Origin of the sequence: Rhizobium sp. CSW-27, from assembly GCF_018760785.1 — a bacterium.
Taxonomy (GTDB): Bacteria; Pseudomonadota; Alphaproteobacteria; order Rhizobiales; family Rhizobiaceae; genus Neorhizobium.
Map to the genome: position 1 here is coordinate 345181 of NZ_JAHHZO010000001.1, position 19595 is coordinate 364775.

Annotated in this window: 19 protein-coding genes; 4 read left to right on the top strand and 15 right to left on the bottom strand. The window is 66.1% G+C overall.

Going from position 1 to position 19595, the window contains the following annotated elements:
* Window position 1: 1 nt before the first annotated feature.
* The 4 genes from KLP42_RS01725 to KLP42_RS01740 all read right to left on the bottom strand — a co-directional run bounded on the left by KLP42_RS01725 (window position 2) and on the right by KLP42_RS01740 (window position 3380).
* Window positions 2–574 (bottom strand): HK97 family phage prohead protease, encoded by a 573-nt coding sequence (locus KLP42_RS01725; RefSeq protein ID WP_215564230.1) that lies wholly within the window; start codon window positions 572–574, stop codon window positions 2–4.
* A 113-nt stretch (window positions 575–687) separates the two neighbouring features.
* A complete protein-coding gene (locus KLP42_RS01730; RefSeq protein ID WP_215564232.1) occupies window positions 688–1011 on the bottom strand; it encodes a DUF6107 family protein in 324 nt (107 codons plus the stop codon).
* Between the two features lie 243 nt (window positions 1012–1254).
* A complete protein-coding gene (locus tag KLP42_RS01735) occupies window positions 1255–2475 on the bottom strand; it encodes a phage portal protein (RefSeq protein WP_215564234.1) in 1221 nt (406 codons plus the stop codon).
* Window positions 2476–2732: 257 nt separating this feature from the next.
* Entirely contained in the window at window positions 2733–3380 is a 648-nt protein-coding gene (locus KLP42_RS01740; RefSeq protein ID WP_215564236.1) for a hypothetical protein, read from the bottom strand.
* 331 nt (window positions 3381–3711) lie between these two features.
* On the opposite strand from KLP42_RS01740, the gene KLP42_RS27085 reads away from it, so the two are divergent.
* A complete protein-coding gene (locus KLP42_RS27085; protein WP_286675426.1) occupies window positions 3712–3846 on the top strand; it encodes a hypothetical protein in 135 nt (44 codons plus the stop codon).
* A 293-nt stretch (window positions 3847–4139) separates the two neighbouring features.
* Here KLP42_RS27085 and KLP42_RS01745 read toward each other — a convergent pair whose 3' ends face one another.
* Both KLP42_RS01745 and KLP42_RS01750 read right to left on the bottom strand, forming a co-directional pair.
* Window positions 4140–5567 (bottom strand): DNA-packaging protein, encoded by a 1428-nt coding sequence (locus KLP42_RS01745; RefSeq protein WP_252192688.1) that lies wholly within the window; start codon window positions 5565–5567, stop codon window positions 4140–4142.
* The gene (locus KLP42_RS01750) at window positions 5545–6159 is read right to left on the bottom strand and encodes a hypothetical protein (RefSeq protein ID WP_215564238.1); all 615 of its coding nucleotides are present in this window, start codon (window positions 6157–6159) and stop codon (window positions 5545–5547) included. The genes KLP42_RS01745 and KLP42_RS01750 overlap by 23 nt, the downstream gene beginning before the upstream one ends.
* Before the next feature lie 454 nt (window positions 6160–6613).
* Between KLP42_RS01750 and KLP42_RS01755 the strand changes: the two genes are divergently transcribed.
* Window positions 6614–7006, top strand: coding sequence for a GFA family protein (locus tag KLP42_RS01755; protein WP_215564240.1), 393 nt, complete (start codon window positions 6614–6616; stop codon window positions 7004–7006).
* 34 nt (window positions 7007–7040) lie between these two features.
* Here the strand turns inward: KLP42_RS01755 and KLP42_RS01760 are convergent, their stop codons facing one another.
* Window positions 7041–8573: a protein adenylyltransferase SelO gene (locus KLP42_RS01760; protein ID WP_215564242.1), complete on the bottom strand. Its 1533-nt coding sequence runs from the start codon at window positions 8571–8573 to the stop codon at window positions 7041–7043.
* A gap of 212 nt (window positions 8574–8785) precedes the next feature.
* On the opposite strand from KLP42_RS01760, the gene KLP42_RS01765 reads away from it, so the two are divergent.
* Complete coding sequence (locus tag KLP42_RS01765) at window positions 8786–9424, top strand: outer membrane protein (protein WP_215564244.1); 639 nt, start codon at window positions 8786–8788, stop codon at window positions 9422–9424.
* Between the two features lie 88 nt (window positions 9425–9512).
* On the opposite strand, the gene KLP42_RS01770 is transcribed toward KLP42_RS01765, so the two are convergent.
* From KLP42_RS01770 to KLP42_RS01805, 8 genes are all read right to left on the bottom strand, one after another.
* On the bottom strand, window positions 9513–9716 hold the full coding sequence (locus tag KLP42_RS01770; protein ID WP_143126661.1) for a heavy-metal-associated domain-containing protein: 204 nt from the start codon (window positions 9714–9716) through the stop codon (window positions 9513–9515).
* Between the two features lie 53 nt (window positions 9717–9769).
* Window positions 9770–10207: a Cu(I)-responsive transcriptional regulator gene (cueR, locus tag KLP42_RS01775; RefSeq protein WP_215564246.1), complete on the bottom strand. Its 438-nt coding sequence runs from the start codon at window positions 10205–10207 to the stop codon at window positions 9770–9772.
* Window positions 10204–12744: a heavy metal translocating P-type ATPase gene (locus KLP42_RS01780; RefSeq protein WP_252192689.1), complete on the bottom strand. Its 2541-nt coding sequence runs from the start codon at window positions 12742–12744 to the stop codon at window positions 10204–10206. The genes cueR and KLP42_RS01780 overlap by 4 nt, the downstream gene beginning before the upstream one ends.
* A gap of 277 nt (window positions 12745–13021) precedes the next feature.
* Window positions 13022–13792 (bottom strand): class I SAM-dependent methyltransferase, encoded by a 771-nt coding sequence (locus KLP42_RS01785; RefSeq protein ID WP_215564248.1) that lies wholly within the window; start codon window positions 13790–13792, stop codon window positions 13022–13024.
* A gap of 92 nt (window positions 13793–13884) precedes the next feature.
* On the bottom strand, window positions 13885–14991 hold the full coding sequence (locus KLP42_RS01790; RefSeq protein ID WP_215564251.1) for a hypothetical protein: 1107 nt from the start codon (window positions 14989–14991) through the stop codon (window positions 13885–13887).
* Window positions 14992–15030: 39 nt separating this feature from the next.
* Window positions 15031–15567 (bottom strand): ImmA/IrrE family metallo-endopeptidase, encoded by a 537-nt coding sequence (locus tag KLP42_RS01795; protein ID WP_353844783.1) that lies wholly within the window; start codon window positions 15565–15567, stop codon window positions 15031–15033.
* A gap of 341 nt (window positions 15568–15908) precedes the next feature.
* Complete coding sequence (locus KLP42_RS01800) at window positions 15909–16802, bottom strand: NAD-dependent epimerase/dehydratase family protein (RefSeq protein ID WP_215564253.1); 894 nt, start codon at window positions 16800–16802, stop codon at window positions 15909–15911.
* Window positions 16803–16913: 111 nt separating this feature from the next.
* A complete protein-coding gene (locus KLP42_RS01805; protein ID WP_215564255.1) occupies window positions 16914–17777 on the bottom strand; it encodes a DMT family transporter in 864 nt (287 codons plus the stop codon).
* Between the two features lie 453 nt (window positions 17778–18230).
* Between KLP42_RS01805 and KLP42_RS01810 the strand changes: the two genes are divergently transcribed.
* Window positions 18231–19589, top strand: coding sequence for an aminotransferase-like domain-containing protein (locus KLP42_RS01810; protein WP_215564257.1), 1359 nt, complete (start codon window positions 18231–18233; stop codon window positions 19587–19589).
* The last annotated feature ends 6 nt before the right edge of the window (window positions 19590–19595 follow it).

A 19595-nucleotide genomic window follows, 5' to 3' on the forward strand; every position in this document is an offset into this window, starting at 1 on the left:
TTCATCCCTTGAACGTGGTTGCCATCATCAGTTTCGCCGTTCGCCGCAGGTTGCGGACGAGTTCGGTTTCCCGGTCGCGGAAGAACCGCGCATGCTTGACGTTGGAGACCCTCGCCGATGGCAGCATCGGAAAGGTCACCACCGAAATTTCCCAGAGATCGGCCTCCAGAATGCGCCGCACGCCGGTCTTGGCGTCCGTGCGGGCCTTCACGGTGCGAAAGCCGATGGAGAGCCCGTCCAGCGCGCCGCTCTTCATCAGCGAAAACACCTCGCGGGCCCGTGCCACACCACCGGACAGCAGGCCCTCGACATAGAGGCCGCGCGCATCCTCGCGGATGACCGTCCAGGCGCCGATCGGCTCGTGCGGGTCGTGCTGGTAGAGCATGCGCACGCCCCCCGCCCCGCGCTCCACCAGCGAATGGCGAAATGCGCCGCGTTCGATCACGTCCTTGCCGAGATCCACCTCGCCGAACACGCTGGCATAGCCGGAAAAGGTGCCGTCCCCGCCGAGGCCGGAGAGTTCGAGGCTGGCGAATTTGCGCGCGGTCGGGCGCGGCCCGCGATAGGCGTGCATGGCGTTCTCCTCAGAGGATGGAGTGGAAAAGGGGCCGCCGGCCTGCCGGCGGCGGTGCAGCGCCAGGACGCGCCGCAGGGGGCCGGACGCAAACGACCGGCCGTTCGGAAATGTCAGCGCCCGTCGCGGCTGCCGCCGTAGCGGCTGGCGAGCCGCTCCACCGCGCCCAGCACCCACCAGGCCGTCAGGCTGGCGGCAGCAGCCCCCGACAGCATGGTCTCGACCGGCGTAAGCTGGCCGGCAAGACCCAGCCGCTCGGAAAGCCAGAGGCCGGTCGGTCCCCCGAACATGATGCCGCAGGAGAGCCCGGTCATGAAGCGGCTTGCCGCCTCGCGCCCGCTCTTCGGCACCAGATAGACGAGCGAGACCCAGGCTCCCGCCGCCGCCCCGATCACCCGGGCGGCCAGCATGCCGCCCTCATGGCCCATGTCCGCCATGGCTTCATCCTCCCGATGCTCTGTGCTATAAGGGTTGCAAGGTTGCGTGCGCCTCCCGCAGGGGGCGGGCCGCCAATGTGAGTGCGTGTCAGCGGCCAGTGCCGCATTGTTGAATCATCGGAATCGCTTGGCAGCGCCGGTTGATGTGGCGCCTCCGCATCTTCACAAGGTGAGTCAACCGCCCGGCTTGCAACCGGGCGGAACGGCATCGGCGCAGCCGTTCAACTCCGCCCGATGTCCCCCTCACCCGGCGGAATAGCCGACGGCCTGCCGCTTTTCCGCATCGCTCAGAAAATCGGCGGACCCCACCCGCGCCCACAAGGCATCGCGTTCGGATGCCAGCCCCGGCACCTGGTCGAGATCGGGACGCAAGGTCAGCGCCTCGCCGTAAATCTCTGAAAACCAGTGAGAAAAGCGCGCCGTCGTCCGCGTCAGCAGCGGCACCACGGTCAGCCGGTAGAAGGCGCGATGCGCTTCCTGGTAATTGGCAAAGGTGTTGTCGCCGGGAATGCCGATCAGCATCGGCGGCACGCCGAAGGCCAGCGCAATGTCGCGGGCGGCGGCATTCTTTGCCTCGATGAAATCCATGTCCTTCGGCGAAAGCCCCATGGCCTTCCAGTCCAGCCCGCCTTCCAGCAGCAGCGGGCGCCCGGCATTCACCGCGCCGCCATAGCCGCTCTCCAGTTCGGCGCGCAGCCGCTCATACTGGTCGGGCGACAGATTGCCGCCATCCTTCGGCTGGTAGACCAGCGCGCCGGAGGGGCGAGCGGAATTGTCGAGCAGCGCCTTGTTCCAGCTCGCCGCCGCATTGTGCAGGTCGAGCGCGGCACCGGCGGCCGAAAGCGGCGGAAAGCCGCCATGGTCGTCGAGCGGGTGGAACAGCGTCAGGTGCAGCAGGCCGGGCCGCTCGCCATCGCCAAGCGCCGGCAGGCGGCGCAGCAGTCCGCCCACCCGGTAGTCATAGACCAGCGGCCAGCCATCGGCGCCCACCACCACGCTCACCCGGTCGGGCCGGAGCAGATGCAGTTCCCGCACCGCGCCGCCAACCCACAGCCCCTCCACATAGGCATTGCCCGACAGCAGCAGATGGCCGAACAGCGCCTCCAGAAAATCCGGCCCCGCCATGCGCGGGTTGGGCCGCGCGATCAGCGCCAGCGCCGGATGCGCCGACATTTCGCGCTCCCCCTCATAGGCGAGCCAAGGTACCGAGGCGGCGGCTTCGGCGATCATGCGCACCGCGCGGTAGACCACCGGGTTGCGCATCAGCCCGACCCGCGCCAGCGCCGCATAGGAACGGCCGGACCAGTGCGGCCCGCCCTCGCCGGAGACGATGGCGAAGCCAGCCGGCTGCGCCTTCCGGTCATGCGGCAGCGGCGCGCCGACCGCCGGCTCACGCTCTTGAGGACCGGGCACGGCAAGGCGATCCGCCGTGGCGCGCCACGGCAGGCGAAAAGGCATCTTCATGGGATCACATCCTCTGCAAGGGCACGCGAAGGCCGCCACCGCCACAGGCGATGGAACGGCCGCATGCCGGGTCTCGGGGCATGGCGCCAGGGTTCGACGCCCGGCTCACCCTCCGTCGCGGCGCCGGGGGCCGGACCGGCCTTCGGCAGCCAGCTCCGTGCGCAAGAACATTATCGGCGCGCCCGTCACCAGACGCGCCTGAGGCCGGCAAGCCCGCTCTGCGCCGCATCGAACGACGGACCGCCATGGTCCGGCGCTCAGGCAGCCTTGGTATAGCTGATTGCCGCGTAGAATTTCCGGGCATAGCCGGCAATGTCATCGGCCCGGTCCAGCCGGTTGATGATCTGGCGGGCGCCGCGCCAGTCCTCCAGCGAGCCGTGGAAGAAATCGCCGAGCTTCTTGCCGGTGAAGCGTCCGTGGATCATGCCGTCAAACAGGATATGCGCGGCCACATCGTCGTCGAGCGCCTTGTCCGGGTCGTTCTCGATGCCATAGGTGCGGTAATTGCTGCGTCCGGTGATCTGCACCAGACCGCGTCCGCGAAAGCGCCAGCCATCGCCGCTGGCCTCGTTGCCATTGCCGATCCGGTTGGCATAGGCGCGGTTGGCGATCTTTTCCGGGTTGCGCTGGCAGGCCTCGGCATCCGCCGGCGAAAAATACTTCGGAAACACCGCCAGCAGACGCTCGGCGCGGTAATTCAGGTTTTCCTGCACCGGCTGCATCGCGGCACCCGTCTCGTGATAGGCCGTGGCCAGCGCATAGGCGAGCCAGCGGTCGTCCTGCTCGGCATAGTTTTTCAGCCAGTGAATGACGATGCCTTCCAGTCCGTCGCCCTGCGTGGGCGTCATGCCCCTGGGAAACAGGCTCTGCGTCACCTGATCAAAGAAAAACACCGTGTTGATCATGCCTCTACCCCCTCCTTCTCTTTGGCCACGCGCCAAAGCAGGCGGCCGTTCCCTGCCGCCACGGCATCATGCCACAGATCGATTGCACTGCGCGAGACTTGTTCTTGTCCTTTACTTGATCGTCGCGTTTCCACACAAAATCCGCCTCCGATGCTGCGGCGCACCATCCTGCCAAACCCTTCAATCGATTTTAAATTTAGCTAATCGGTTTAGACGCCGAAGGCCCTCTTTACTTTCCGCTAACGCTATGGAACCAAACGATCACGGGGATGTTATTGCGCCCGCAACCTGTGGCCACACCCTTGGCCACCTCTGGAAGGAGATCACGATCATGCAGCAGCCCGCGACCGCCGCCGCCACTGTCACGACCCCGAAGCCGCAGATCCCCCAGCACCTGGTCGAGCGCCTGGAATCCGAGTGGAAGCAGATGCGCGAAGCCGCGCCCGCGCCGGGCAAGTCCCGCTGATCCCGTTCATCCATTGAGGCCGGAGGCAGGCTCTGCCCCGGCCCGACATGGCATGCCGGGGGCAGTCTGCTGCGCCCGGCCTCCTTTGCCCGGCTTTCTGTGCCCACCCTCCAATGCCCAGCCGCCAGTGCCCACCCCAGGTGCTTCGGCGGCAAGGCGGTTCCAGAACCGGGTCCGAGAGTCCGCAGGGCACACCGCCCCTTCCCTGAAGGGCATCATGTCCGCAAAGGCATCGCGCCCAAGTAGCGCCAAAGCAGCGCCCAAGCAGCGCCATCATCCTCCCCGAGCCCGCCTCACAGCCCGCGCACCCTGGGTTCCGCCTGCCCCTCCAGCAGCAGCGCCGTCAGCGCCCAGACCAGCGCATCGAGCCGGTCCGGAGAGCGGCCGCCGGACAGCCCGTCAGGCCCGAAGTCGCACATCTGGTCCTCCAGTTCGGCAAAGCGGCCGGCATGCGCCACCCGCCCCTGCTCGTAGAGCGCCGCCACCGGCTCGGCCCGCAGAAACTTGCCGCGCGTGGCGCGCACCTGTGTCAGCGGCAGGGTTTCGTCGACACTGCGCAGCATCGCCGCCACCATCTCGCCGCCCTGGTTCACCTCGGCCACCACCCGGTCGGCAGCGAAGCGGCGGAAGGTTTTCACCACCGCCTGCGCCCAGCCGGCAGGGCTCAACCCCTCCACCGAGCAATCGGCCAGCACCACGGCCCGCCCGCCCGTTTCCAGCCCGGCCACCACGATGCCGCAGCAGGATTTTTCGCCCTGCCCGGACGGCGGATCGACCGCCACGACGATGCGCCGCAGCGCCCCGGTAAAACGGATGACCAGCGCCTCGAGATCGGCGCGTTTCCACAGCCCGTCGCTGCGGTCCTCGATCAGTTCGCCCTCCAGTTCCTGCCGTCCCAGCCGCGTGCCGCGATAGCGCTCCTCCAGCGCGGCGAGAAATCCCGGCGCCAGATGCTCGGCATTGTCGCGGGTGGCGATCTTCACCAGCCGCGTGGCCGGATCGGCGATCAGCCGCTTCAGCACCGGCACCGGCCGTGGTGTCGTCGTCACCAGCTGGCGCGGTGCGGCCCCCAGCCGAAGGCCGAACTGCAGCATGTCGAACGTGTCGTCGGCATGTTTCCACTTGGCCAGCTCGTCGCACCAGGCAAAGTGAAACTGCGGCCCGCGCAGGCTTTCCGGGTCCTCGGAGGAAAAGATCTGCGCCACCGCCCCGGTCGGCCAGACCAGCCGGCGGCGGGAAATCTCGAAATCGGGCGCCAGCCGCCCGGCAATGCGGCAGATGCCGGAGACACCGTCGATCATCACCTCGCGGGCATCGCCCAGCGTTTCCGCCACCAGCGCAATGCGCAGGTCGCAGCGGGGCAAGGCGGTTGCCAGCCCATGCACCCATTCGGCGCCGGCGCGTGTCTTGCCGGAGCCGCGCCCGCCCATCACCAGCCAGGTGCGCCAGTCGCCGGCCGGCGGCTTCTGCTCGGCACGCCCCGCAAGCGTCCAGCTGCGGCTCAGACGAGCGGCCTCGCGCACCACGCGCTCCGGCAGGTCGATGCCGTGCCGCTGCAGGTCCATCACCGGCTCGCAAGGGACAGTCGCAACCGTTGCCACGCCCTGCGCCACATCCTTCGGCAGTCCACCAGCGCCGGGGGCTGCGCTTGCTGCCTTGCGGCCCTCGCCAACATGCTTCATGCCGTCGGAGAACTCCTCAAGCAGCGTCTTCGCTGACATCAATGCCTTCTGCCCCACCCGCGATGGGCGGTCCGGCCCCAGCCGCACCGTGGCCGCCGTCGACAGGGCGGGAAGTGCCGTGCTCGTTGTGTTCGCCTTCCATCTGCCAGCGCCGGAACAGTTCTGTCGCCCGCGCCTCGATAAGCTGCCGGACATCGCGCAGCGCCTCCTCAAACCCGGTTTCCTCGGCCCGCCTTTCGGCCTCCTCCGCCCGGTCGCGGGAAAGCTGCCGCTGCAGGCTGTCCACTTTCTCCAGCGTGCGCACGATCAGCGACATGGCGTCGGTCGCCGCCTTCAAATCGGCACGCGCCAGCTTCTGCGCCGCCTCGTCACCCTCGGCCGCCTGCCGCTCCGCCTCGGCACGCAGGGCCCGGAAGGCGAGGAACTGCGCCCGCATCTCGCGCGTCATCTCGTTCAGCAGCAGCCGCAGATCCTCCGCACCCGCCGCCGCCTCCGCCGATTTCAATTCCAGAAGTACCGCATCGGCTTCCTGCGTCAGCGCCGCATCGGCCGGCCGGCCGGCAGACAATGCCTCCGGCCCGGCACCGAACAGGCCAAACAGCGAAAGATCCACATCGACAAACGCATCCATGCGCCTCACCCCTTGCCCTTGCCCCGGCCCCGTCTATCGGCACAGACTGTCCCGACCTCGCGGGATGTTCCCCGCGCGGATCTCAAGCCCCTCGCCTCTGCGGATAAAAAAACGGCCCCAGGTTCGTGACAGAACCATGAGGCCGCAGACTGGAAGTTATCGCCCCGGCGTCGCCGCCAGTCGCAACTCTTCGACTATGCCTAGATCATGTCACAGCACCGTCACGCCGTCAAGGATTATTTTCCTATAACGCTGCATTTCCTGTCGGACCGGCGGGAGATCGGGCGACATGATACACCGTGAAACCGGCCAACGCATCGCTCACCCAGCCCCTGAGAGGTTGGAGATCTAGCCAGACACGCTGGAGGTTTTCCGGCACCCGTCCGCCGCCCCCGCCTTGAAACACCCCCGGCCTCATGCCAGTCAGGAGGCAAACCAGGGAAGGAGAAATCCGATGAACCCTCTCGAAGGCGGGTGTCTGTGCGGCAGGGTGCGGTTCGTGGCAAGTGGCGCTCCCTATCGCGTCGGCCTCTGTCATTGCCTCGATTGCCGCAAGCATCACGGCGCGCTGTTTCATGCCTCGGCGATCTTTCCGGAGGATGCGGTCGCGATCGAGGGCGAGACCGGCAGCTATGCCGGCCGCTTTTTCTGCCCGCATTGCGGATCGCCGGTCTTTGCGCGAACCGGCGATGAGGTGGAGATCAACCTCGGCTCGCTCGACCAGCCGAACCAGCTCGTGCCCGCCTATGAGCTCTGGACGCTGCGCCGCGAGGCCTTCCTGCCTGCGTTTGCGGGCCTGAAATCCTATCCCGGCAATCGCACCTCCAGCAGCCGGTCGGAGCCGTAGCGGCAAGCGCGCCTGACCGGAACAAGGCCGCTCCTCACGTCCCGCAAAAGGTCCGCAGCACCCGTTCCTCGTCCTTCGGCGCCTGCCTATAGTCGGCAAACTCCGGGCGGTCGCGATAGGGGTCGGAAACCGCCTCCAGCAGGCGGTGGAAGGGGGCAAGATCGCCCTCGGTCGCCGCCGTGATTGCCTCCTCGATGCGGTGGTTGCGCGGAATGATCGCCGGGTTGACCGCGCGCATCAGCGCCGCCGGGCTTGCTGTCCCGTCGCCCGCCGGCTGGCGGGCCAGCCGTTCGCGCCACAGCGGCAGCCAGCCCTCCGCCATCTGCCAGGGCGCGAAGCCTTCCACGAAGGCGGCTTCGGCGGCAAGCCCCGCTGCCCCGCCCGCCGCGTCCGCCTCGGCCAGCGCGGAAAGCCGGCGGAAGGTCAGGGTAAAATCGGCCCGCCCCTCCTGCATGGCGGCAAGCAGCCTCTGCGCCAGCTCGCCATCGCCCGGCTCCTCCGTGACAAGCCCCAGCTTGCGGCGGAACACGGCGATCCAGGCCGCCTGGAACTCTTCGCCAAACGCCTTCAGCACGCCGTTTGCCGCCTCCACGGCGCGCTCCTCGTCGGCGTCCAGCAGCGGCAGCAGGCATTCCGCCAGCCGCGCCATGTTCCACTGGCCGATGCCCGGCTGGTTGCGATAGGCATAGCGCCCCTGCTGGTCGATGGAGGAGAACACCTTCATGTGGTCGTATTCGTCGAGAAAGGCGCAGGGGCCGAAATCGATCGTCTCGCCCGAAATCGTCATGTTGTCGGTGTTCATCACCCCGTGGATGAAGCCGATACCGAGCCAGCGGGCAATCAGTTCCGCCTGCCGCGCCGCCACCCGCTGCAGCAGGGCGAGCGCCGGCCTGTCGGCCCCCTTCAGGTCCGGATAATGCCGGTCGATCACGTAATCCACCAGCTGCTGCACCGCCTCATTGTCGCCGCGCGCGGCAAAATACTGGAAGGTGCCGACGCGCACATGGCTTGCCGCCACGCGGGTGAAGACGGCGCCCGGCAGCACGGTTTCGCGATAGACCGGATCGCCCGTCAGCACGGCCGCAAGAGCCCGGGTGGCCGGAATGCCGAGCGCGGCAAAGGCTTCCGAAACGATGTATTCGCGCAGCACAGGCCCGAGTGCGGCCCGCCCGTCGCCGCGGCGGGAAAAGGGCGTCGGCCCCGCTCCCTTCAGCTGGATGTCGCGGCGCACGCCCCCGGCATCCACCACCTCGCCGAGCAGGATCGCGCGGCCATCGCCCAGCTTCGGCACGAAATTGCCGAACTGGTGGCCGGCATAGGCCATGGCGAGCGGCGCCGCGCCGGGCGGCAGCACATTGCCGGAAAAAATCGCCGCCAGGCGCCCGGTGTCGTTTTCGTCAAGGTCAAGCCCGAGATTTTTTGCAAGCGGCCCGTTGAAGGCAATCAGCACCGGGCCGGACACCGCTTCCGGATAAACGGAGGCGTAAAAACGTTCCGGCAGGCGCGCATAGGAATTATCGAATGGAAACAAAGCATTACTCCCTGTTGGATCGGCGTGCCGCGCCATCGTGCCCCCGCTCCGTTCGCCGCAGCATAAGGGCCTCGTCCCCCGAACCGCAAGCGGTGAAAAAGGCTCCAGCCCTGCCCATTTTGCGGGCGTCCACCCGGCGGCAGGCCTCATTTTCGATCATTGCTGATACTGTGTTGTATATTAGCTACAGCCGTTTGAACCGCACGCCCTAGATGCGAACCTGTTGCTCATGAAAGGGAAACGAGACCATGAAGAAAATCCTGCTCCTGGCCACGGGCCTTGCACTCTCCACCTCCACCGCAGCACTTGCGGCCGATGCCATCTACGAAGCACCGCAGGCACCCGTTGCCCAGGAGCCGATGGCCCCTGCCTTCACCTGGACCGGTCCGTATATCGGTCTGCTGGGTGGCTATGGCTGGGCCAATGGCGATTTCAGCGGTGCGGCAATCGGTTCTGACGATTTTGACGGTGGCCGTCTCGGTGGCTTCGTCGGCTACAACTGGGAAATGTCCAGCGGCTTCATCGTCGGCATCGAGGGCGACGTGAACTATGACTGGAACGACAACGACTATGCGGGCGGCTTCAGTGCCGGCACCGACTGGTCGGGTTCCGTGCGTGGCCGCGTCGGCTATGCGATGGACCGCGCGCTGCTGTTCGCCGCCGGTGGCTGGACGGCTGCCAACGGCTTCGTCGACGGACCGGGCATCGATTCGGAAGAGACCTTCAACGGCTGGACCGTCGGCGCCGGCGTCGATTATGCCTTCACCGACAAGATGTTCGGCCGTCTGGAATATCGCTACAACGACTTCGGCGACAAGGATGTCGGCGGCATCAATGCCGATTTCGACCAGCACGTCGTCAATGTCGGCATCGGCGTCAAGTTCTGATTGCCCGCGCGGTCATCCGTGCAGAAGCCCTCTCCCCGCCCGGCGGGGAGAGGTTTTCCGGCAGGCCTCCCGCCGGCCGGCAGTTTTCTCAGGCAAGCCCCAGCCGCTCCGGGCTGTAGCCCGCGTCACGGATCGCGGCTTCCGCCTTGCCGGCGTCGCCGCCCTCGATCGTCACCCGGTGGCCGGCGAGATCGACTGCGACGGGAACGCCCGGCAGCGCTCTGTCCAGCGCCTGTTTCACCGTCTTTTCGCAATGGCCGCAGGTCATGTCGGGCACGTGGAACGTAGTCATCTTTTCATCTCCTTCAGGGATATCAGGGTCTCGAATATGCCGCTCGTTGCGCCTCATTGCGCCCGGCGGCGCGGACGCGGAGCAGCCGGTGTCGGCGGTGGTGCGTGGCCGGCCAGATCCTCCAGGATCGGGCAGTCGGGCCGCCCGTCGCCGCCGCAGCAATGGGCAAGATGCGAAAGCGTCTTCACCATGCCCTCCATCTCGGCAATGCGGCGCTTCAGATCGGCAATGTGCTGCACCGCCACCGCCTTCACCGAAGCACTCTCGCGCGAGCGGTCCTGCCACAGCGCAAGCAGGCGCTCGGTCTCTTCCAGCGAAAAGCCCAGCGAGCGGGCCCGCTTGATGAAGCGCAGCACATGCACCTCGTCCTCGCCATAGACCCGGTAATTGTTGTCGCTGCGGGCCGAGGGCCGGATGAGGCCGATCTGCTCGTAATAGCGGATCATCTTGGCCGAAACGCCAGAGGCCTCCGCCGCCTGTCCGATGTTCATCGCATGCCTCCCGAAAGGTCGAGCGTCTTCAGCCGCAGCGCATTGGTCAGCACGAAGACGCTGGACAGCGCCATGGCGCCGGCGCCGATCATCGGCGACAGCTGGATGCCGAAGGCCGGATAGAGCGCGCCGGCCGCCAGCGGAATGAGCGCCACATTGTAACCGAAGGCCCAGAACAGGTTCTGGCGGATATTGGCAAGCGTGGCGCGGCTCACCGCAATCGCATCGACCGCCGCCGTCAACTCGCCGGCGGAAAGCACCACATCGGCGCTTTCGATCGCCACATCCGTGCCGGTGCCGATGGCAAGGCCCACATCGGCCGCCGCCAGCGCCGGCGCGTCATTGATGCCGTCGCCGACAAAGGCCACCCGTTCGCCGCGCGCCTTGAACGCCGCCAGCGCCTCCACCTTGCCGGCCGGCAGCACCTCGGCCACCACCTCGTCGATGCCGACCTGCGCGGCAATCGCGCGGGCCGTCAAGCGATTGTCGCCGCTCACCATGGCCACCTTGAGGCCCATGGCCTTCATCCGCGCAATCGCCGCGCGGCTCGATGGCTTCAGCGGATCGGACACCGCGAGGATCGCCGCCAGACGCCCGTCGATTGCGGCATAGAGCGGCGTCTTGCCGGCATTGCCCAGCGCCTCGGCCGTCTCGGCAAAAGATGCCACCGACAGGCCGAGCCTCTGCATGAACCGGTCGGCACCGACGGTCACGCGGCGGCCTTCGACAATCGCCTCGATGCCATAGCCCGCCTCGACCCGGATCGCGGAGGCTTCCGGCACGGCAAGTCCGCAGGCTCTCGCAGCCGCGAGGATGGCATCGGCCACCGGATGTTCCGAGCGCGCCTCCACTGCCGCGACGGCAGACAGCACAAACGCCTCGTCAAAACCCTCGGCCACCGCCACATCGGTCAGTTCCGGGCGCCCGCGCGTCACGGTGCCGGTCTTGTCCAGCACAACCATGCTCACGCCCTGCAGTTCCTGCAACGCATCGCCCTTGCGAAACAGCACGCCGAGTTCTGCCGCGCGGCCGGTGCCGACCATGATCGAGGTCGGCGTCGCAAGGCCCATGGCGCAGGGGCAGGCGATGATCAGCACCGCAACCGCCGCCACCAGCGCATGCGGCAAGGCGGGTTCGGGGCCGAAGAGCAGCCAGATCCCGAAGGTCAGCACAGAGACCGCCATCACCGCCGGCACGAACCAGGCCGTTACCCGGTCCACCACCGCCTGGATCGGCAGCTTGGCGCCCTGCGCCTGTTCCACCAGCCGGATGATCTGGGCAAGCAGCGTATCGCCGCCCACTCTGTCCGCCCGGAAGCGGAAGCTGCCGGCGCCATTGATCGTGCCGCCCACCACCGCGGACCCGGCCGCCTTTTCCACCGGCAGCGGCTCACCGGTCATCATCGATTCATCCACATGCGAGGCGCCGTCGAGCACGGTGCCATCCACCGCGATCCGCTCGCCGGGGCGCACGATCAGCACGTCGCCGGGCTCCACCGCCTCGGCCGGAATATCGACGGTTTCGCCGTCGCGCTCCACCCGTGCCGTCTTGGCCTGCAGGCTGAGCAGGCGGCGGATGGCAGCCCCCGTGCGGCCCCTTGCCCGCGCCTCCATCAGGCGCCCGGCCAGGATCAGCGTCACGATCACGGTCGCCGCCTCGTAATAGACATAGCGCGCCTCGGCCGGCAGCAGGTGCGGCGCGAAGGTGGTGACGAGCGAATAGGCATAGGCCGAGAGCACGCCGAGCGCCACCAGCGCATTCATTTCCGGATGGCCGCGGAAAAGCGCCGGCAGCCCGGTTTTCAGGAAGCGGAAGCCGGGGCCGAAGATCACCGCCGTGGCCAGCGCGCAATAGCCCAGATAGAGAAGCCGGGTATCGATCGCCCCCATCAGCCAGTGATGGAAGGGGGCATAGAGATGCCCGCCCATTTCCAGCACGAAGAGCGGCAGGGTGAGGAGAACGGCAACCGCCAGATCCCGCTTCAGCCGCGCGGCATCCTCTTCGTGATGATCATGCGGGCCGGCGCCGGCGGCCTCTCCCTGCGCATGCCCCGGCGCCTGCGCAGGACCGCCACCTGCCGCGACGGAGGCCCCCGGCTGCGGCGCAAGACCTTGCGCCTTCACCACCGCGCGCAGGCTGCGGGAAAGATCCCGCCCGAAGGCCTCCACCGTAACACTGGCCGCCCCCGGCGCAGGCGACACGGAGACGACGCCGGGCAGCGCCGCAAGCGCTTCGGCAAGCCGCGCGGCCTCGGCCTGCGTCGGCACCCGCTGCAGCGTAAGCGTCACCTGCTCCGGCTTCGGCTCGTAGCCCGCCTTGCGGATCGCCTCGGCCAGCAGGCCGGCGGAAAACCCCTCGCCCGGCTCAACCGTCAGGCTTTCGGTCGCAAAGTTGACGGCGCTGGAGGCCACCCCCGGCACCTTCGCCGCCGCCTGCTCCACCCGCCGCACGCAGGATGCGCAGCTCATGCCCTCCACGGGAATGATCAGCGGCTCGGCGCCGGAGAGTGTGCGGGCGGTGTTCACGGTCTGGTTCATGGCTTCAATCCTTCCGGGAGGCCTCAAGGGCATCCCTGTTTTCCCCCATGTAGGGCTTCCCATCATGGGAAGGTCAAGGGCGGGCAAAAACATTGGCCGGTGACAAAGCGGCGCAAGGACCGAGGCCCTGCCTTGCCCGGATCAGGTCTAGCCCGGATCAAGTTTTTCGGGGCTCGGGTTCTGGAGAGCGCAGGTCCGCAAGGCTCAAGCCGATGCAGGCAGGCACACGGGGATCAGGCCAACCGGGATGGGACCAGCCGGGCAGCTCATGCGACTGTCAGGCCTTGCCCATTTCGTAGAGATAGAGCTGCGTCCGGCGCCGGTCGGGCAGTTCCCACACGGCATCCGGCTCCACCTCCGGCACGGCAAAGCTGTTGGAGACGAGCAGGCTTCCGGGCCGCATCTCGGCCTTGGCCTTGGCAAACAGTCTTGGCATGGGTTCGGGCGAGAGGAAGGCATAGACGAGATCGGCCTCCGACAGATCCGTCGCCCACAGATCCTGCCGCAGAATGGTTCCGCGCCCGGTGAGGCGGGAAAGCGCTTTCGAGACGAGAAAGGCCATCGGCGCCGTTTCCACCCCGGTGGCCCGGCACTCTTCCCCCGAAAGCGCCCGCACCACGCCGCCAAAGCCGGAGCCGAGATCGAGGGCATGGCGCACCCCGCGCTCCCGCGCCAGATCCGCCAGCGCCGCCGCCGTGGCCCGGTTCGTCAGATAAAGCGGCACCCGCTCGCGCGCCGTGTTGGAATAGAAGAGATAGAGCAGCACGAAGGCCAGCCCGAAGGGCCAGGCGGGCAGGCTGCCGAATGTCAGCCCCAGCCCGAGCGCTGCCGGAAACAGAAGCGCGATCCACACCCACCAGACCGGCAGCCGCAACAGAACCGTCACCCCCGCCGCCACCAGCGCCTGCCCTGCCACCGCCGCCCACGGCCACCAGCCCCCCGCCGGCAGCAGAGGCCGCAGAAGGAGAAGCAGCGCCAGCACCAGCCCAATCGCCAGCCCCTGCGCCAGCACCGCACCAAGAATGGGAAACCGCCGGATCATGTTCATGCGGGGGAGGATAGAGGAAATTCGGGGGGAGCGGGAGTGGGGTTGAGCCGGAAGCTCTACTAGCTAGGATGAGGCCACCCAAGCGGACCTCGTTAGAAGGGCATCAGACGCGAACTCGAGGAACTGTCTTCGCTATCGGCCGAACCAAGTTTGCCATTGTCCTCCAGTGAAGGTACCAATTCGTCGAGAAAAGACTTCGCATCATCTAGCGAGTTATCATTCGGCACATCAGGATCGACAGCGTCTGCGATCTGCCGCACGTTCGCATCATCGATCTCAAGATGTTCATTAAACGCCGCTTGATAACGAAGATAACTCTCGGGCCATTCATCCCCCCAAGCCTTCTGCCCTTCGCCCAGACATGGACGATCGATGTTAGCCACCTCCATGAACGTTTCAAGGAAGTCACACAATGAGTGAGCTTGGACGGCGGCGTCTCCAGTCAAAGCTGCCTCTCGGCTTTTCAGTTTCGACTTGATTTCGCTACGTTCGGTATCGACGGAAATAACGGGATAAGGAGCACCATCGACTACCCCCTTCAAAGCTTCCCGGCCATGATATCCAAAAGAGTGCGGAAATTTCCTCCGGGCAGCAGCCTGCGCGAGTACGTAACCCAGTTGGACCGATACCACAAATCGATCTTCCGAAGCGTTTTTGGCTATTCGAAAGCCAGTATCTATCCCTTTCCCAAGAAAATCGAACTTACTCGGCGCATCGTCGGCGGCTCGCTCAAAATCCTCTGTATTTTCACTCGGCATCAATGCCGCTTCAGAGTGACCGGCAATGAGGTCAGACGTTACAGCGATGCTAACATTAGGTGCGGGGAACGCTGCCAGCCAACCGGCTCCCTTGAGTCGAAGCGGCTTGTCGTCCGCTTCCAGGCGCTTCGAATATTGCTCCAACGCCTTAAGAAAGGCGGACACAGAACTGGCCGCATGCTCCACGCTGTTCACGCGGCCGCAGAAGATAATTTCATCACCGATGGTCTTCCAGACCCGTGGTCGATTGCTTACTTCGCCCAGCAACTCTTCCCCATGCGCTCTTATAACCAAGTCGTAAGCACTTGCGACCGAGAATGGAAAATCCTTGTAGAAGGTACGAAACTCATCAATCCAAGCCGGCGACGGACTGCCATTTTGAGGCTCAGAGTGCTTCTTGCTAGCTTTGAACGCTGTCGATCCGACTAAATCGACCGACATGAAAAGGCGCATCCGGTAATGTGGACAAATCACCAATTATTAGATACCCAAAGTGCTCGCGCGAATTTCTGCTGCGCTTTGACTGACCCCAAAACACTTTGCCAACTCTTCGGAACTTCTGCCTACCGCATGGTGGCGTTGGCGGAAAATCTGTTCGGGCATCAGAAACGCTGCAGCAAACCAGTTCGCCTCCCACTCTGCACGTCTTTGTACTTGGTCAGCGGGATCAATTTTGCGCGTCGCGACCATAGGAACCCCGGGGTGGTCACGCTTGACTTTGGGAAAATGTAAGAACAAGTGTCCAAGCTCATGTGCGATCGTAAAACGATCACGTTCCGCCGTAGTCACGGTCGGCAGGAATATTTGAAACTCGCCACTTGGCTGCACAATGATCGACTCGGGAAACTCGTCACCAGGCTCAATTTCTTCGTGGAATGAAATTCTTCCACCCAAGCGCGAGATAAAAGCGCGCATATTTTCGCCAATCTCGTACTTCACGTGTTTGGCAACGTCTTCTGCAAATCTGTAAACGGCCGCTTTGCTTGCCCCAAGGGGGCTGGGTTTAACGAAATTCACGCCATCCTCCTCTCGTCTCGACTCGCCTGACAGGCACCATATGACTCAAATATGCATAGGCACCATTAAGGTTTCAATCCTTCATGGGTCTACAGCTGCGAATATAGGCGCCAGGACTCCATCTGGTAACTCGTGCTAGCCCTATAGCTTGCATTATTTTCCGACCCTGTCCCCTACCTTACCTATAGCAGGATTAAAAGTGCAGCCGCAGGCGATCGGAAGGCGGATCGACAACTATCGGGAATTCGAGTTCCATCTTAGACAGCCATAACTAACACGCAAAGCCGACAAGGACCCCGAGGAGAAGTTGCACGCAGGAGGCGAGCGCCCCCCCAAACAACCTACCGCATCACATATTTCCGCCAGTCGTGTTCCTCGCGAAAACCCAGCACCTCGCGGATCTTGGCATTGCTGATCGGCGCGTCAAAACCGTCGAGCGAACCGGTGATCGGGGTGCCGGGGGCCCATCGGGCGAGGAAATCGCGGGTGGGTTCGTCGGCGGTGATCGTGTCGTTGACGGCGTTGAACACCTGGAAGCCGAGGCCGTCCTTGCCCAGGCAGAGATCGACGATCTGGCCGAGGTCGCGGGCGTCGATATAGCTCCAGGCATTGCGCTTGCGCATCGGCGGATTGGCGAGATACTGCGGGAAGTTCGCATAATCCTCGGGCGAGACGACATTGCCGATGCGCAGCGCATAGATATCCGCCTTGAAGCGCATGGCAAAGGCGCGCGCCGTCTTCTCGTTCACCACCTTGGAAAGGCCGTAGCTGTCCATGGGGTCCACGTCATAGTCTTCCGTCAGCGGGAACTGGTGGTAATCCTTGTCGCCTTCCGCAAAGCACACGCCATAGGTGGTTTCGCTGGAGGCGATGACGACCTTCGGTATACCAAGCTTCATCGCCGCCTCGATGACATTGTAGGTGGAGAGCGTGTTGGCGGCAAAGGTGGTGTTGTCGGGCTGGATGAGAATGCGCGGCACGGCGGCAAAATGCACCACGGCATCCACCTTGGCCGGGCCATCCCCCGTTTCCAGCCCGTCGAAGCCAAAATGCTGGGAGAGCGCGTTGAACACTTCGCCGGAATGGGTGAGGTCGGTGATCAGCGTCTCCACGCCCTCGCCCGGAAAGGGTTTGAGGTCGAGGTTCAGCACCCGGTGCCCCTTTTTCTGCAGATAGGGCACCACATGCCGCCCCGCCTTGCCGCTGCCGCCGGTGAAAATGATCCGCTTGCCCATGGTAAAACGCCTCCCGAGTGATTGTTTCGCAGAGAGATAGGGGATGGGCAGGCGAATGGGAAGAGGTACGTGCGTCAGCGTCGCACGGCGCGGCTCGCCCCGGGCCCGGTCTCAGCGGGCAAAGCGGCGGGCGCCGGCCACGCAGGCCACCACGCAGAGCGTCACGGCCAGCATGGCGGGGCTGACCGCCTCTCCCAGCACCAGGGCTGCCAGAAGCAGGCCGAAGAAGGGCTGCAGCAGCTGCAGCTGGCCGATCGCCGCCGTGCCGCCGAGCGCCAGCCCCCGATACCAGAAGATGAAGCCCACCATCATGCTGAACACCGAAACATAGGCGAGCCCCGCCCAGGCCGGCGCCGAGATGGTGGCGAACGAGGCCGGTAGCGTCAGTGCCGCCATCAGCGCCATCACCGGCAGCGCGATGAGAAGCGCCCAGCAGATCACCTGCCAGCCGCCGAGTCTTCGCGAGAGTTTTGCCCCTTCCGCGTAACCCAGCCCGCAGAGCAGGATTGCCGCACACATCAGAAGATCGCCCGCAAGCGCGCCCTCGCCACCCTTCGCCAGCGCAAAGCCCACCACGCAGGCGCTGCCGAGGCCGGAAAACAGCCAGAACAGCGGCCGCGGCCGCTCCGCGCCTCTGAGCACCGCAAAGCCGGCGGTGGCGAGTGGCAGAAGCCCGATGAACAGGATGGAATGGGCCGACGTGATGGTCTGCAGCGCGAGCGCCGTCAGAAGCGGAAAGCCGACGACGACGCCAAGCGCCACGACGGCAAGCGGCACGAGATCCGCCCGCTCCGGCCTCTTTTCCCGCATGGCCAGCAGCAGGGCAGCACCGATCAGCGCGGCAATCACCGCGCGCGCCGAGGTGAGGAACAGCGGCGCCAGATCGCCGACCGCCACGCGGGTGGCCGGCAGAGAACCGCTGAAGATGATGACGCCCAGCAGACCGCTGCCGACGCCCCGGAAGGAGGTGTGCATGAATCCCTCGCCTGATATCCATGGAGATTCGCACCCTGGCAGAAGGCAGGGCTTGCCGGCGAGATACAGTCCGGTACAATTTCGCCAAACTGTATGGGCTCCATCTGCCATACAGTGACCGCGAGGACATGCATGCCGACCGCCCCTTCCCGCACCGCCATCGATGCCACACCGGCCACCATCGCCGCCCCGGCGCCGCCAGACCCGGTGCCGCAACCCCTTTCCCTGCCGGCTGTTTCCGCGCCAGCCCCTGCCCCGCCCGCCCCTGCCCCGTTCAGCCCTGCCCCGCTAGCCCCCGCCCCTCTAGCCTCTGCCCCGCGACATCCCGGCCCGCCAGACCCTGGCCCGCCCGGCACCGCCGCCGCGGGAGGCCCGGGTGAAGCCCCGTCCGCCGCCGCTCCCGTCGCCGCCGCCACGCTCGGCGCTGCCGCCCAAGGCCGCACGCGGCTGGTGATGGACACCATCCGCCTGCGCATTGCCGCCCGCGCGCTTGGCCCCGGCGACCGGCTGCCCTCCATCCGGGGGCTGGCGGCAAGCCTCGGCGTTTCGCCCTCCACCGTGGTGGAGGCCTATGACCGGCTGGCGGCGGAGGGGCAGATCCGTGCCCGGCGCGGCGCGGGCTTCTTCGTGGCACCGGGCGCCGCCCCGCCGCTGTCGCTGACGCAAACGGCAAGTGCCTCGGCCCGCGCGGTCGATCCCTTCTGGGTCACGCGGCAATCGCTCGATGCCGTCGGCGATCAGCCGAAACCCGGCTGCGGCTGGCTTCCGGCGGACTGGATGCCGCAGGCGGCGCTGCGCAAGGCCTTGCGCCACGTGGCGCGCGGCGACAACCGCCTGCTGACGGATTACAGCCCGACGCCAGGCGCGCTGTCGCTGCGCCGGGTGATTGCCGCCCGCCTTGCCGAGGAGGGGCTTGCCGTGCCGCCGGAGCAGATCCTGCTCGCCACCTCGGCCACGCAGGCGCTGGACCTCGTCTGCCGCTTCCTGCTGAGGCCCGGCGATCCGGTGCTGGTGGATGATCCCTGCTTCTTCAATTTCCAGGCGCTGCTGAAGGCGCATCGGGCGCGCATCGTCAGCGTGCCCTTCCTGCCGGGCGGACCGGATCCGGACGCCTTCGCGGCGGTGGTGGAGCGGGAGCGGCCACGCCTCTACCTCACCAATGCCGCCCTCCACAATCCGACAGGCGCCTCGCTCCTGCCGCAGGTGGCGCACCGGCTCGTGGCGATTGCCGCCCGATACGACATGCCGATCGTGGAGGACGATATCTTTGCCGATTACGAACCGGACCCTTCGCCGAGACTTGCGGCCCTTGACGGGCTCTCCAGCGTCATCCGCATCGGCAGCTTCTCGAAAACGATCTCCGCCTCGCTGCGCACCGGCTATATCGCCGCCCGGGCCGACTGGATCGAACCGCTGACCGACCTGCAGGTGGCCGGCCATTTCACCGGCCCGAGCCCCTTCGTGGCCGAGGTTCTGGCAGAACTGCTCACCGGCGGCTCCTACCGCAAGCACCTGGACGACCTGCGCCGCCGGCTGGCGGGTGCAAGGCGGGCGGCGGTGCAGATGCTCGCGCCGCTCGGCATCTCCCCCGTGCTTCTGCCCCGCGGCGGCTTCACCCTGTGGTGCCGCCTGCCAGACGGCGTGGATGCCGTCGCCATGGCCGAGGCCGCGCTTCGCCACAAAACCGTGCTCGCCCCCGGCAATGTCTTCAGCCCGACGCTGTCTGCCCCGAACCTGATGCGCTTCAACGTGACCCAGATGACCGATCCGCACCTGCCGGAGGTGCTGAGGGCGGCGATGCGGGGGGCGTGAGGGCGT